Below are 12,069 nucleotides of genomic sequence, written 5' to 3' on the forward strand. Positions count from 1 at the left end.
GTTGGGAGGGCTGGAGATGCCCATGGTTGAAGTTCTGAACCTAGAGAAGGACTACGGAAAGGTAAAGGCCCTCAAGGGGATAAGCTTCTCAATCAACGAGGGTGAAATCTTTGGGCTCATCGGGCCCAACGGTGCCGGAAAGAGCACCACGCTAAAAATACTCTCGACGCTCCTCAAGCCGACGGGAGGAAGCGCGAAGATAGACGGCCACGATGTGGTGAAGGAGGCCGACAAAGTCAGGGAGATTATCAGCTACCTTCCCGAGGAGGCAGGCGCCTACAAGAACCTCACAGGCTACGAATACCTCCAGTTCATGGCACGGCTCTACGCCAAGGACGAGGAGAAGGCAAGGGAGATGCTCGAGCTGGGCATTGAGCTCAGCGGCCTGGGAGAGAGGCTGCACGACAAGGTGTCGACGTACTCCAAGGGAATGACGAGGAAGCTCCTCATAGCGAGGGCGCTCATGGTGCAGCCGAAGCTGGCAATACTGGACGAACCGGCGAGCGGACTGGACATAGTCAACGCATACGCGATAAGGCAGATGATAAGACGCTTTTCAAGGACCGAAGGAGTCACGTTCCTGCTCTCGAGCCACAACATGCTCGAGGTCGAGTTCCTCTGCCACCGGGTCGCCCTGATAAACAAGGGGCAGATAGTAGAGGTGGGAACTCCGAAGGAGCTGAAGGAGAAGTACGACGCAGAGAACCTCGAGGAGGTCTTCATGAGAGCAGTGGGGGCGGACATCAGCGAGCCAATAGGAGGTGAAGGTGGATGAGCGACTTCTGGGTGATGGCCAAGAAGGAGCTGTGGAACCTCTTCAGGGACAAGAAGCTCGTCTTTGGCCTCGTGGTCGTCCCGCTGATACTGCTTCCCGTCATGGGAAAGGCCGTGAACATCGGCATGGAGCAGGCCCAGGGGGAGACACAGGTTACGATAGTCAACTTCGACGAGGGTGCCTACGGAAATCTGCTGATAAAGGCCCTGGAGGTTGCCCCCAACGTCACGGTAACCGTGGTGAACGCGACGACGCTTGACGAGGCCATTCAACAGGCCATCCAGCAGGAACAGAACGTTCTCGTGGTCATTCCCCCAGACTTCACGGCCAAGCTCCAGGCCAACGAGACCGCCACCGTCGAGATATACGGCATCTTCACGACGATAAGCACCGGCATAAAGGAGAGCGTCAGCGAGGGCAGGATAAACGCCGTCCTCGGGATACTCAGCGACGAGATAGCCAGGATAAAGGTGAAGAACCTCGGCGCCAGCAACCCCGATGCCATACTGCAGCCGATAAGGACCGAGAGCAAGTCCGTCATAAACAACAACGTCGTGGAGGTATCTCCAACCGCGGTTTCGAGCGTTATAGCGGCCCAGGCCTTCACGATACCGCTCATCGTCTTCATGATGGTTATGATAACCTCTCAGATGGCCGCCGGAGCCATAGCGAGCGAGAAGGAGAACAAGACCCTCGAGACGCTCCTGACCCTGCCCGTGGCGAGGACGAAGATAGTCGCGGCGAAGATATTCGGAACGGCCATGATGGGTCTCGTTGCCGCGATAGCGTACATGATAGGCATGCGCTACTACATGAGCTCCTTCGGGCTGGGTTCGAGCGGGGTGAGCCTCGAAGACCTGGGTCTGGTCGTCACCCCCACGGGGGCGCTGATGTTCGCGGTCGTGGTGTTCCTGACGATAATAATCGCCCTCAGTCTGGCCATGATAGTGGCAACCTTCGCCGAAGACGTCCAGAGCGCGACGACCCTCGTCAGCGCGGTTATCCTGCCCCTGGCGTTCCCGGCTTTCCTGCTGATGTACACCGACATCAACGACCTTCCAGCGGTCGTCAAGTACGTCCTGCTCGCGATACCCTTCACCCATCCGGTGGTGGACTACCGCTACGTCCTCCTCAGCAGCTACACGCCGATAGCGATAAGCATGGCCTACCTGACGGTGGTGGCGGTCGTCATACTCTACGCCACGGCATGGCTGTTCTCAACGGAGAGAATCCTCACGGCACAGGTCAGCTGGGGCAGAAGGAAGAAGAAAAAAGCGGCCGAGTGAGCTTTCCTTTTTTACTCTATCGGCACACCGTCCTTGGTCCTCGGCGCGAGCCACTTCATGAGCTTCCCTGGATCCCTGGTTCTGATGATTATCGTTATCGGGCCCAGCGGTGACTCCTCGTTGAAGTTGACGACGCCTGCGTAGGCCGCCTGCTTGTTGACCCGGATGATTATCTCCTCACCGAAGTAGCCCTCCTCAAGGAACGAGCGCGCGGTGTCCAGTATAGCCTGCCCCCGGAAGAGCTCGTAGAGCCTGCTAAGGGCCTTTCTGCTCCTCGTTTTGCCGGTCAGAATGACGTAATCACCCCTATCGAACGCCTCGAACTCCAGGTCATGAACCAGGTTCAGCATGGCCCTCTTGACCTTCTCGATGTCCTCGGTCGGATAAACGTAAGCCTCGACCTCAACTTCCTCAAAGAGCTCCATATTCTCACCCAGAAGAAGCTCGCGGGAAGGCTTATAAACCCAACCGCCCAAATAGTTAGGGTGGCCTAATAGTGTTAGAGAACTTCGTGGCCAATCTCGCGGAGTGGATACTGAGCATCTCGAACGGCGAAATCATGTGGGTTGCCTTCTACGCCGGACTTTTCGTAGCACTCATGACTTCCCTCGGTGCCATGGTGGCGATATTCGCCAAGAGCCTCCCCGAGGGGGGCGTTGACTTCGCCCTCAGCTTCGCCGCCGGCGTGATGATAGTGGCGAGCTTTACTTCACTCATCTTGCCCGCAATAGAGGAAACCGGCTCCTTTTCACCTGCCGGAATCGGAATAGCCCTTGGAGTGCTGCTCATCTACGCCATAGACCGCTTTCTCCCCCACGAACACCTCGTCAAGGGCTATGAGGGCCCCAAATCCATGAAGGACAAGCTGAGGAAGGTCTGGCTTCTCGTCATAGCGGTGATAATTCACAACCTGCCTGAGGGCCTTGCGGTCGGGACGTCCCTCGTCTACAACCTGGAGGTCGGTATGGTAACCACCATAGCCATCGGAATCCAGGACTTCCCGGAGGGGACCGTCGTCTCGCTGCCCCTCGCGACGATACAGAAGAAGCGCCTCGGGCCGATAGTGATGGGCGTGCTGAGCGGCTTCGCGGAGATGGCGATGGTACTCCTCGGGGCGTATTTCTTCACCCTCTTCGCCTGGCTCTTACCGTATGGCCTCGGTCTGGCCGGCGGGGCGATGCTCTACGTGACCGTGAAGGAGATGATACCCGAGATATACAGGGGAGAAAACAGCGACACGCTGATAACCCTGGGATTCTTCCTGGGCTTCTACGTGATGCTGTTCCTCGACTCAATGCTCGGCTAGAATCCGGTCAACGAGCTCCCTCACCCTCTCCTCGTACTCTTCCCTGCTGCAGTCGTTCACTATCATGTGGTCGGCCATCGCGATGACGTTTCCTATGCCGAACTTCAGCTCCTTCCAGTCGCGCTCCTCGAAGTCCTCCCACGTTCTCGGATCGTCGTGTCTGCCCCGGGCTTTGAGCCTATCGAAGCGCATGTGCGGTGGCGTGTGAACGGCGAGTATTATTATCTCCTCGTCCGGGAAAGCGCTCCTGAAGGTTCCAACCTCATCGAGGGAGCGGACGCCGTCTATAACGACGACCCTGCTGCTCTCAAGGAGGCGCCTCACCTTTTCCACAGTCAGCTTTGCAACGGCGTTCTGACCAAGCTCCTGCCTCAGGCGGATGCTCACCTTGGCAACGTTCTCCTTGGTCAGCTCCAGACCGCGCTTTGCCGTCTCTTCCCTTACGACGTCCCCCATAGAAACGCTTGGAAAGCCTCTCCTCTCGAACTCCTTGACGATCCTGCTCTTTCCCGAACCAGGCATTCCAGTCACGATGATTATCATAGTGCCCACGCCAGAGTAAAGGGGCTGGATTTAAAAGTTTGACCCTCACTTCAGGAAGTCGTCCAGGGTCCCTTTTCGTACCCTTTCTGCCTTTTTGGAGCCCTTTTTAGCACCCTTCGGCATCTCTACACCAAAGTGCCGGAACAGTCCCTCAACCACCTTCATTCCGATGCCCTCGACCTCCAGGAGGTCCCTCACCTTGGCGCGCATTATATCCTCCTGAGTCCTGAAGCCTGCGTTGTAGAGCGCCCTCGCCCTCTTCCTTCCGATGTTGGGGAGCCTGACCAGCTCAAGAAGCTCCTCTCTGACTCCATGCCTCAGCCTGAGGTGCAGGTCTCTCAGATAGTTCAGCACGTCTTTCTCCGGCTCGAAGAGCTTGTAGAGTTCGATGAGGGAGTACATGAGCCAGTCCGCGAGCTCCAGAATTCTGTAGAGGTCCCCGGGGTCTATGCTGTATGTCTCGTATATCCTCGCCTCCGGAACCTCGTTTATCCAGTCAAGGAGAATTTTCGCGGTCTTTATCTCGCCGAGGAAGGTCTGGAACCGGTAGTCCTCGTAGTAGGGGATGTTCGTGTACAGCTTCTCCTCAAACTCGTAGGCTAGGTCGAGGTAATCCTCCATCTCCCTCCTCCGGGCGTTCAGCGTTGCCATGTCCGGCGTCGAGGCTATCAGCTGGAAGATTCCGAAGGGGTTGGGGTTTCTCTCAAGCTTCGGGAAGGCGTCCTTGAATCTCTTCGCCGTCAGCGGGTCGATGTAGAGCTGAGATGTGCGCTTTCCGAAGGGAAGGGCTATGAAGCGGTCGTTCATGTCCATGTCCACGAACTCGTTTTCGATTAGGAAGTAGACTATGTCCTTCGCCTTGTACTCTATCGAGCTTGTGTCCTTCCTCTGGTGGAAGTAGAAGGTCTTCTCGAGGAAGCCTATCAGCTCCCTGAAGTTTGAAACGCCGAAGTTCGTTATCAAAGCCAGAACCTGACTCCTGAAGGCCTGCTCGTTGGCGAGCATCGAGAACAGCTTTTCCGGCTTTCCATGGATGTACTTCTCCATCAGCTTCTTCGGATCTTCGGTTCTCGCTACAACTATGGCTTCGCCAACCCTGTCGTACTTCGGCCTCCCTGCTCTACCCATCATCTGCTGTATCTCGAGGACGGGTATGTCCGTCCAGCCGAAGCCGGCGTAGCGCTTGGTGTCCCGTATGATGACGCGGAACGCGGGGAGGTTTATTCCGGCGCTGAGGGTTGGGGTGGCGGTTATTACCTTAATCAAGCCCTCGCGGAAAGCATCTTCTATCATCGTCCTCTCGGTTCTGCTCAGGCCGGCATGGTGGAAGGCCACGCCGCCCCTGATGGCCTTTTTGAGCTTCTCGTTTGTCGGATTCTCCTCGAGGGAATCCGCGAGTTCCTTAAGCTGCCTTGTTTCAGGCTTCGTGAGAAGGCGGGCTACCTTGGATGACAGCGAGACGGCCTCCTTCTCGGCCGAGCGGCGGGTGTTGACGAACACCAGCGCCTGCTTGCCCCTCTTAACCGCGTCAATCGCTAGGCTCTCCCAGTTCTCCGGATAGCGCTCCCGCTTTCCGTCCTCCCAGACTAGCTCCCCAAGGTGAAAGACGCCCTTTTTCAGCTCGACCGGCCGCCAGTCGCTCACAACGAGCTCCGCGTTGAGCCACTCCGCCAGCTCCTCGGCGTTTCCGACCGTGGCGCTCAGAGCCAGAATCTGGGCCCTGTCGAGCATGTGGCTGAGTATCATCTCCAGCGTCGCCCCCCTGTCGTAGGAGCCTATGAGGTGGACCTCGTCGGCAACGACCAGCTTGATGTCCCTTATCCAGTTGGAGCCGTGCCTCAAAAGGGAGTCAAACTTCTCGGATGTGGCGATGATTATGTCGTATCTCCCGAGCCACTCGTCGGTTGAATCGTAGTCACCGGTGGTTGCAGCGACGCGAAGGCCTAGAACCTCCCAGGCCTTGAACTCCCGGTACTTCTCCTCGGCGAGGGCTTTGAGCGGAACCAGGTAGACCGCCTTTCCTCCCTCCCGGAGGAGCTTGTTGGCCATGACTATCTCGCTCACCAGGGTCTTTCCGCTCGCGGTGGGTATGGCGAGGACTAGGTTCTTTCCGTCGAGAACCCCGCTCTTCAGGGCTTTTGCCTGCGGCGGATAAAGCTCCTCTATGCCCCTCTCAATGATGACCCTTTTCACGCGTTCGTCAACCGGGAGTTCCTCAATCCTCATACCAATCACGAAAACTCCGAAGGGCACTTTATAGGTTTTTGGTTTCAGCTTGAAAACCTACCAAAAGGTTCCTACGAAAAGCTTAAATGAGATGGGGGGCTAAATAAAGGCGTAAAGCCTTTCAGCGGTGGTGGAAAATGGTTAGGTCGTACGTTTTATTGACTGTGGAGATTGGGAAGGTTGAAAGCGTTATAGACGCCCTCAAGCAGATACCGGGCGTTACGAGGGCGGACGCCGTCACCGGACCCTACGATGCGATAGTTCACATCGAGGCCAAGGACCTCGGCGAGCTCACCAGAAAGATACTCCACGACATACACAACATCGACGGAGTTATAGACACTACTACCGCCATAGTCGTAGAGATGGAAGAAGAGGAGTGATCACCTCTTTTTCTTCCTGGATTTGTGCTTCTTCTTGCCCTTGGCTTTAGCCTGGATTTTCCTGATTTCCCTGATCTTCTGGCCTATCATTTTGAGGCTCTTCCCCTTGGGGTGCTTGCCCTCGAGACGGAGCATCCCCCTGAGCCTGTACTCCTCGTCCAGGCCCGCCAAGCGGGGGTTGAGCTTCGACTCGTCCATTTCGATGATCTTCATACTCAGTGCCCTCGCCGCGTCTGCTATCTCCTGGATTCTTGGACCGTCAACGGCAAATTCCTTTCCAACGGCCCTGCCGTACCTTCTGCTCAACCTGGCATCGAGTTCGCTGGGCCACACCACAAACCGTTTCATCCCTTCCACCTAACAAGGTTTAAAAGAGGAGCCGTTAAAAACCCTTTTGGTGAGTCCTATGGAGACCTCTGTCCTCGAAAAGTACCTCTTCGGAAAGGCCGAGAGGGGCGATACCGTTCTCATCGAGTACCGACCGACGTACCCGCTTGAGGAGCTCTCATGGGGATTCCTCATACCGGCCCTCATAGAGAGGGGAGACGTCGTCATAGGGGATTTCTTCGGTATCGGCGACCAGCTCTTCCGGAACTACATCCGCAGAATTTCCGGCAAGGAGTACTCCGACGTGATCGAACTCATAAAGAAGATAAAGGTCGTCAAGATAGGACCCGGCTCGGCCAGCTATGGAGAGGTCATAGAGGAGGTCGTTCCCGTCTACGACTCCCACAGCTTCCTCAAGAACTACCACATGGTCGTCAACAGGATGACCCACTCGCCGACGAAGCCCGAGTACTTCGTGACCTTTGGGCTCTCCCACTACGTCCACTTCGGCGGGGACGAGGCCATGAAGGCCATAATGACCGGAATAAGCACGATACCGATGGAAGACTGGGTCGGTATACACTTCCTCAATGTCGAGGTGCTCAGCAAGGCCCACCTGGCCATGCTGGAGGAGATGGCCTCGATAGTATTCCACGTATCCAACGAGGAACTTATCGTGAAGAAGGGCGGTGAGATTTTTGATTCGAGAGGGGGATAGGGTTCTTCTGGTCGACAGGAGGGGAAAGAGGTACCTCGTGACGGCCTCTAACAGGGAGTTCCATACGGACCTGGGTATAATCAACCTCGGTGAGCTGGTGGAGAAGGACTACGGGGAGAGCGTCATCAGCCACAAGGGCGAGGAGTTCAGGATACTGAAGCCGGACGTCAACGACATCATAGCGAAGATGCGTCGCGGCCCTCAAATCGTCCATCCCAAGGACGCTGGTATAATAATCGCCTACGCCGGCATTTCCCCGGGGAACACCGTGATAGAGGCTGGCGTTGGAAGCGGTGCTTTAACGATATTTCTCGCGAACATAGTTGGCCCCCAGGGCAGGGTCATCAGCTACGAGCTCAGGGAGGACTTTGCAAGGATAGCCCAGAAGAACGTCGAGATGGCGGGCTTCGCCGACAGGGTCACGATAAAGCTCAAGAACATCTACGACGGCATAGACGAGGAAAGCGCGGACCACATAGTTCTCGACCTGCCCCAGCCGGAGAACGTTCTCCCCCACGCGGTTGAGGTTCTGAAACCGGGTGGCTACTTCGTCGCCTACACACCGTGCACCAACCAGGTACACCGCTTCTTCCAGGCGTTCCAGGAGTACAGGGAGCACTTCTACAAACCGAGGGTCGTTGAGGTTCTCGTCAGGGAGCACGAGGTCAAGAGGGAGTGCATGAGGCCGAAGACGACCATGCTGGCGCACACCGGCTACATAACGTTCATCAGGAAGCTCTGATTCTTATCCTCTTGAATATATGGCCTTTTCTTGAAAATTTCTCGTGGAGAACGGCTTATTCCGAAATCTATTCGCCCAGCTGAACCAAAGGTTAGCAACATCTTTATAAACACTTTTGGTTGCAAACCTTTAGATGTCCAAATTTGACCACCTGCACGGAGGTGTTCATCGTGTATAAAATCCTTGAGAAAAAAGAGATCGCCATGAGAAACACCTGGTATAAGGTTCACGCACCCCACGTTGCCAAGAAGGTCAAGCCCGGGCAGTTCGTCATCGTCAGGGCTTTCAAGAACGGCGAGAGGATTCCGCTCACGCCAGTCATGTGGGACAGGGACGAGGGCTGGATTGTTCTCATCGTCTTCACCAGGGGCAAAACGACGGCTAGAATGGCCAACGAGCTAAAGCCGGGCGATGAGATACTCAACATCGCAGGCCCGCTCGGGAACCCGGCCGAGATGGAGAAGTTCGGGAAGATACTCGCTATTGGAGCCTACACTGGAATAGTTGAGGTCTACCCGATAGCAAAGGCCTGGCAGGAGCTTGGGAACGACGTAACCACGCTCCACGTGACCTTCGAGCCGATGGTAGTCCTTAAGGACGAGCTTGAGAGGGCCGTTGGCAGGCACGTGGTCGAGACCGTCCCCATAGACCCGAACCTCGACTTCCCAACCAACATGAAGAACGTCACCAAGAGACTCGTGGAGAAGGTTCGCGAGATGCTCGAGAAGGAGAGCTACGACCTCGTCTTCATGGTCGGGCCCACGGGGGACCAAAAGGCCGTTTTCGAGGTCGTCAAAGAGTTCGGAGTTCCAATGAAGGCCGACCTTCACCCGATAATGGTGGACGGAACCGGCATGTGCGGCGCCTGCCGTGTCACCGTCGGCGGCGAGGTCAAGTTCGCATGCATAGACGGACCGGAGTTCGACGCCTACGAGATTCACTGGGACGAGCTCATAGCGAGGAGCGGATACTACACGGATATGGAGCAGAGGGCCATGCAGGAGTACATGAAACTCATAGAGCAGGCCCTCCAGGGGGGTGAACAGTAATGGCGGTCAAGAGGAAGATCATTAAGGAGCGCGTTCCGACGCCGGAGAGGCCGGCGGAGGAGAGGATAAAGAGCTTCGTAGAGGTCAACCTTGGTTACACCTTCGAGCTTGCCGTTAAGGAGGCGGAGCGCTGCCTTCAGTGCCCCTACAACTACGCGCCCTGTATAAAGGGTTGCCCCGTTCACATCGACATTCCGGGCTTCATAAGCAAACTCGTTGAGTACCGCGACGACCCGGACAAGGCCGTTAAGGAGGCCCTCAGCGTCATATGGACATGTAACTCCCTCCCGGCCACCACCGGAAGGGTCTGTCCGCAGGAGGACCAGTGTGAGATGAACTGTGTCATGGGCAAGGTCGGTGACAAGATAAACATCGGAAAGCTCGAAAGGTTTGTTGCAGACTACGCGCGCGAGAAGGGTATAGACGAGGAACTCCTCTTCGAGATGATTCCGAGGATAGAGAAGAAGGGCCAGAAGGTTGCCATCATCGGCGCCGGTCCGGCCGGCCTTACCGCCGCTGGAGAGCTCGCCAAGCTCGGCTACGACGTTACCATCTACGAGGCCCTTCACGAGGCCGGTGGAGTCCTCATGTACGGCATCCCCGAGTTCAGGCTGCCCAAGAGCATCGTCGAGAGCGAGATTGACAAGCTCAAGAAGCTTGGAGTCAAGATACTCACCGACCACATAGTTGGAAGAACCGTCACCATCGAGGAGCTTCTGGAGGAGTACGACGCGGTCTTCATAGGCTCTGGCGCCGGAACCCCGAGGCTCATCAACGCGCCCGGCATAAACCTCAACGGAATCTACACGGCCAACGAGTTCCTAACCAGAGTTAACCTCATGAAGGCCTACCTGTTCCCCGAGTACGATACCCCCGTCAAGGTCGGGAAGCGCGTTGTTGTCATCGGTGCCGGAAACACGGCCATGGACGCGGCCAGGAGCGCGAGGCGCTTCGGCTCAGAGGTCATTATCGCCTACCGCCGCGGCCCGGAGGACGTCAGCGCCAGGGTTGAAGAGGTCGAGCACGCCAAGGAGGAGGGCATAAAGTTCGAGTTCTTCGTCAACCCAGTGGAGTTCATCGGGGACGGCAAGGGCAACCTGAAGGCCGTCAAGTTCGAGAAGATGAAGGCCCTGGACGAGAGGGACAGCAGGGGCAAGAGAAAGATCGTCGGAACCGGCGAGTACGTGACGATAGAGGCCGAAACCGCCATCATAGCCATCGGAAAGCACCCGAACAGGCTCATCGTTAACACGCCCGGCCTCAAGGTCGAGCGCGGAAGGATAGTCGTTGACGAGAACCTGATGACCAGTATCCCGGGAGTCTTCGCCGGTGGCGACGCGATAAGGGGAGAGGCGACGGTTATCCTCGCGATGGGGGACGGAAGGATGGCCGCAAAGGCTATCCACGAGTACCTCACGAAGAAGAGGGAAAACGGAAACGCGTGAGCCTCTTTTATTTTTCTTTGAAGCACGCTTCCAGTATCGGATCGGGAATGTGGTAATAGACGTTTCTGCCTTCTTTAACCTTCTCAAGGAACGAAGAATCGACGAGAGCTTTCAGAAGCCTCGCCAGTACACTGTCCGCCACACTTTTACCCTCCTTCCTTTCGAGGTGTTCTTTTATTTCCTCCCACGTTCTCTTGCCATGGGAGATGGCCCTCATTATCTCGACGTACCGGTTCCTCGCGGCAGGTCTCTTTGAGAGAAAGTTCTCGAATTCATCCATGGCAAGGGCCTTCGCCTCATCAAAGACATCGTCAATGAGCCTCTCGGAGAGCCCTTTTTCCATGGCTTTTCTGCCGAAGAGAACCAGCCATCCCACTATTCCATCGAGTCTCTCAACTGCAAGGCTTATAAGTTCATCCTGGGGCATCAATCCAACCTGCTCAAAGCCTTTCTGGAGGAAATCCCTGCTCTGTTCGGGTGTGAATCTCCCCAGGGAAATCTCATGGAAGTACCTGCCGTAGAGGGGAGCCTTGGGGTCATCGGTACCGAGGTAATCGTGAAGCAGGCCCACCTCTGAACCCGTCATGACCATTCTGAGGTCGGAGTAGTCGTACAGGTGGGCAATTAAGCCGGCAAACTCGCTCCCGACCGGCCCGCGGAGGTACTGGACCTCATCAAAAGCGAGGACAACGTCGTACTTTTCCAGCTCACGGAAGAGCGCTATGAGATCGGTTTTCTCCTCTTTCCAGGAAAAGCTCACTCCGAGGCTCAGAACCCGAAGACCGGCTATGTTTTTGAGCTCGGTTTTAATCTCCTCCCAGAGGTTACGGTTTTCGCGGAAGAATTCATTGATGGAGCTTTCTATTCTTTTGTAAACATCCATGCGGGAGTTGGCGTTGACACCCCGGAAATCTACGAGAACGTAGGGAATGGCGAGCTCATTGAGACCTACCACTAGCAGGGAAGTCTTTCCAAGCCGTCTTATACCAGTGATAACCGTTAGGGGATTCCCGGAGGTGATGGACTTCTCGAACTCCTTCAGCTCCGCTTCTCTGTCGTACAAATCCTCACGCTTCCTCTTCGGTCTGATGTCAAAGTACACAACTACCACCCCAGTAGTTAACTACTGGGGCAGAAGTTATAAGGATTTCGTGATGTTTATCAGTGAGTAGGTAGAGATGATTACCGGCGATGACGAGCCCTGGAGTGGCTGAAACTGCGCTTTGCGCAGCACCGTGATGAGGGGCATACTGGCCGAGCCGCTAGACT

Annotated in this window: 13 protein-coding genes; 8 read left to right on the forward strand and 5 right to left on the reverse strand. The window is 56.0% G+C overall.

Annotation, left to right across the window (positions count from 1 at the left end):
* Window positions 1–16 precede the first annotated feature (16 nt).
* Together A3L10_RS06430 and A3L10_RS06435 are read left to right on the forward strand one after the other, a co-directional pair.
* Window positions 17–775 (forward strand): ABC transporter ATP-binding protein, encoded by a 759-nt coding sequence (locus tag A3L10_RS06430; RefSeq protein WP_088866863.1) that lies wholly within the window; start codon window positions 17–19, stop codon window positions 773–775.
* Entirely contained in the window at window positions 772–2,061 is a 1,290-nt protein-coding gene (locus A3L10_RS06435) for an ABC transporter permease (RefSeq protein WP_088866864.1), read from the forward strand. The genes A3L10_RS06430 and A3L10_RS06435 overlap by 4 nt, the downstream gene beginning before the upstream one ends.
* Before the next feature lie 11 nt (window positions 2,062–2,072).
* Here the strand turns inward: A3L10_RS06435 and A3L10_RS06440 are convergent, their stop codons facing one another.
* On the reverse strand, window positions 2,073–2,486 hold the full coding sequence (locus A3L10_RS06440) for an RNA-binding domain-containing protein (protein ID WP_014013435.1): 414 nt from the start codon (window positions 2,484–2,486) through the stop codon (window positions 2,073–2,075).
* Window positions 2,487–2,557: 71 nt separating this feature from the next.
* Between A3L10_RS06440 and A3L10_RS06445 the strand changes: the two genes are divergently transcribed.
* Window positions 2,558–3,367, forward strand: coding sequence for a ZIP family metal transporter (locus tag A3L10_RS06445; protein WP_088866865.1), 810 nt, complete (start codon window positions 2,558–2,560; stop codon window positions 3,365–3,367).
* On the opposite strand, the gene A3L10_RS06450 is transcribed toward A3L10_RS06445, so the two are convergent.
* Window positions 3,353–3,910 carry a dephospho-CoA kinase gene (locus A3L10_RS06450; protein ID WP_088866866.1) on the reverse strand — a complete coding sequence of 186 codons (558 nt, stop codon included), beginning with the start codon at window positions 3,908–3,910 and terminating at the stop codon, window positions 3,353–3,355. The genes A3L10_RS06445 and A3L10_RS06450 overlap by 15 nt on opposite strands.
* A 45-nt stretch (window positions 3,911–3,955) precedes the next feature.
* Window positions 3,956–6,136, reverse strand: coding sequence for an ATP-dependent DNA helicase (locus A3L10_RS06455; protein WP_088866867.1), 2,181 nt, complete (start codon window positions 6,134–6,136; stop codon window positions 3,956–3,958).
* A gap of 137 nt (window positions 6,137–6,273) precedes the next feature.
* Here A3L10_RS06455 and A3L10_RS06460 point away from each other — a divergent pair, with 137 nt between their 5' ends.
* Window positions 6,274–6,519 carry an Lrp/AsnC family transcriptional regulator gene (locus A3L10_RS06460; RefSeq protein ID WP_088180934.1) on the forward strand — a complete coding sequence of 82 codons (246 nt, stop codon included), beginning with the start codon at window positions 6,274–6,276 and terminating at the stop codon, window positions 6,517–6,519.
* Here the strand turns inward: A3L10_RS06460 and A3L10_RS06465 are convergent, their stop codons facing one another.
* The gene (locus A3L10_RS06465) at window positions 6,520–6,867 is read right to left on the reverse strand and encodes a signal recognition particle protein Srp19 (RefSeq protein WP_088866868.1); all 348 of its coding nucleotides are present in this window, start codon (window positions 6,865–6,867) and stop codon (window positions 6,520–6,522) included.
* A gap of 58 nt (window positions 6,868–6,925) precedes the next feature.
* Here A3L10_RS06465 and A3L10_RS06470 point away from each other — a divergent pair, with 58 nt between their 5' ends.
* From A3L10_RS06470 to gltA, 4 genes are all read left to right on the forward strand, one after another.
* On the forward strand, window positions 6,926–7,564 hold the full coding sequence (locus tag A3L10_RS06470) for a DUF257 family protein (RefSeq protein WP_088866869.1): 639 nt from the start codon (window positions 6,926–6,928) through the stop codon (window positions 7,562–7,564).
* Window positions 7,545–8,306, forward strand: a complete 762-nt coding sequence (locus A3L10_RS06475) for a tRNA (adenine-N1)-methyltransferase (protein WP_088866870.1) — start codon at window positions 7,545–7,547, stop codon at window positions 8,304–8,306. Before A3L10_RS06470 ends, A3L10_RS06475 begins: the two co-directional genes overlap by 20 nt.
* A 170-nt stretch (window positions 8,307–8,476) precedes the next feature.
* On the forward strand, window positions 8,477–9,355 hold the full coding sequence (locus tag A3L10_RS06480; RefSeq protein WP_088866871.1) for a sulfide/dihydroorotate dehydrogenase-like FAD/NAD-binding protein: 879 nt from the start codon (window positions 8,477–8,479) through the stop codon (window positions 9,353–9,355).
* Window positions 9,355–10,800 carry an NADPH-dependent glutamate synthase gene (gene gltA, locus A3L10_RS06485; RefSeq protein ID WP_088866872.1) on the forward strand — a complete coding sequence of 482 codons (1,446 nt, stop codon included), beginning with the start codon at window positions 9,355–9,357 and terminating at the stop codon, window positions 10,798–10,800. The genes A3L10_RS06480 and gltA overlap by 1 nt, the downstream gene beginning before the upstream one ends.
* Before the next feature lie 7 nt (window positions 10,801–10,807).
* Here the strand turns inward: gltA and A3L10_RS06490 are convergent, their stop codons facing one another.
* Window positions 10,808–11,911 carry an AAA family ATPase gene (locus A3L10_RS06490; RefSeq protein ID WP_335755142.1) on the reverse strand — a complete coding sequence of 368 codons (1,104 nt, stop codon included), beginning with the start codon at window positions 11,909–11,911 and terminating at the stop codon, window positions 10,808–10,810.
* Between the last annotated feature and the right edge of the window lie 158 nt (window positions 11,912–12,069).

The sequence above is a fragment of the Thermococcus radiotolerans genome (genome assembly GCF_002214565.1).
GTDB classification, from domain to species: Archaea; Methanobacteriota_B; Thermococci; order Thermococcales; family Thermococcaceae; genus Thermococcus; species Thermococcus radiotolerans.

What these genes read in the sequence shown, in the direction of transcription:
- A3L10_RS06430 (WP_088866863.1), top strand. Translation starts at nt 17, where the DNA reads ATGCCCATGGTTGAAGTTCTGAACCTAGAGAAGGACTACGGAAAGGTA.
- A3L10_RS06435 (WP_088866864.1), top strand. Translation starts at nt 772, where the DNA reads ATGAGCGACTTCTGGGTGATGGCCAAGAAGGAGCTGTGGAACCTCTTC.
- A3L10_RS06440 (WP_014013435.1), bottom strand. Translation starts at nt 2,486, where the DNA reads ATGGAGCTCTTTGAGGAAGTTGAGGTCGAGGCTTACGTTTATCCGACC.
- A3L10_RS06450 (WP_088866866.1), bottom strand. Translation starts at nt 3,910, where the DNA reads ATGATAATCATCGTGACTGGAATGCCTGGTTCGGGAAAGAGCAGGATC.
- A3L10_RS06455 (WP_088866867.1), bottom strand. Translation starts at nt 6,136, where the DNA reads ATGAGGATTGAGGAACTCCCGGTTGACGAACGCGTGAAAAGGGTCATC.
- A3L10_RS06460 (WP_088180934.1), top strand. Translation starts at nt 6,274, where the DNA reads ATGGTTAGGTCGTACGTTTTATTGACTGTGGAGATTGGGAAGGTTGAA.
- A3L10_RS06465 (WP_088866868.1), bottom strand. Translation starts at nt 6,867, where the DNA reads ATGAAACGGTTTGTGGTGTGGCCCAGCGAACTCGATGCCAGGTTGAGC.
- A3L10_RS06470 (WP_088866869.1), top strand. Translation starts at nt 6,926, where the DNA reads ATGGAGACCTCTGTCCTCGAAAAGTACCTCTTCGGAAAGGCCGAGAGG.
- gltA (WP_088866872.1), top strand. Translation starts at nt 9,355, where the DNA reads ATGGCGGTCAAGAGGAAGATCATTAAGGAGCGCGTTCCGACGCCGGAG.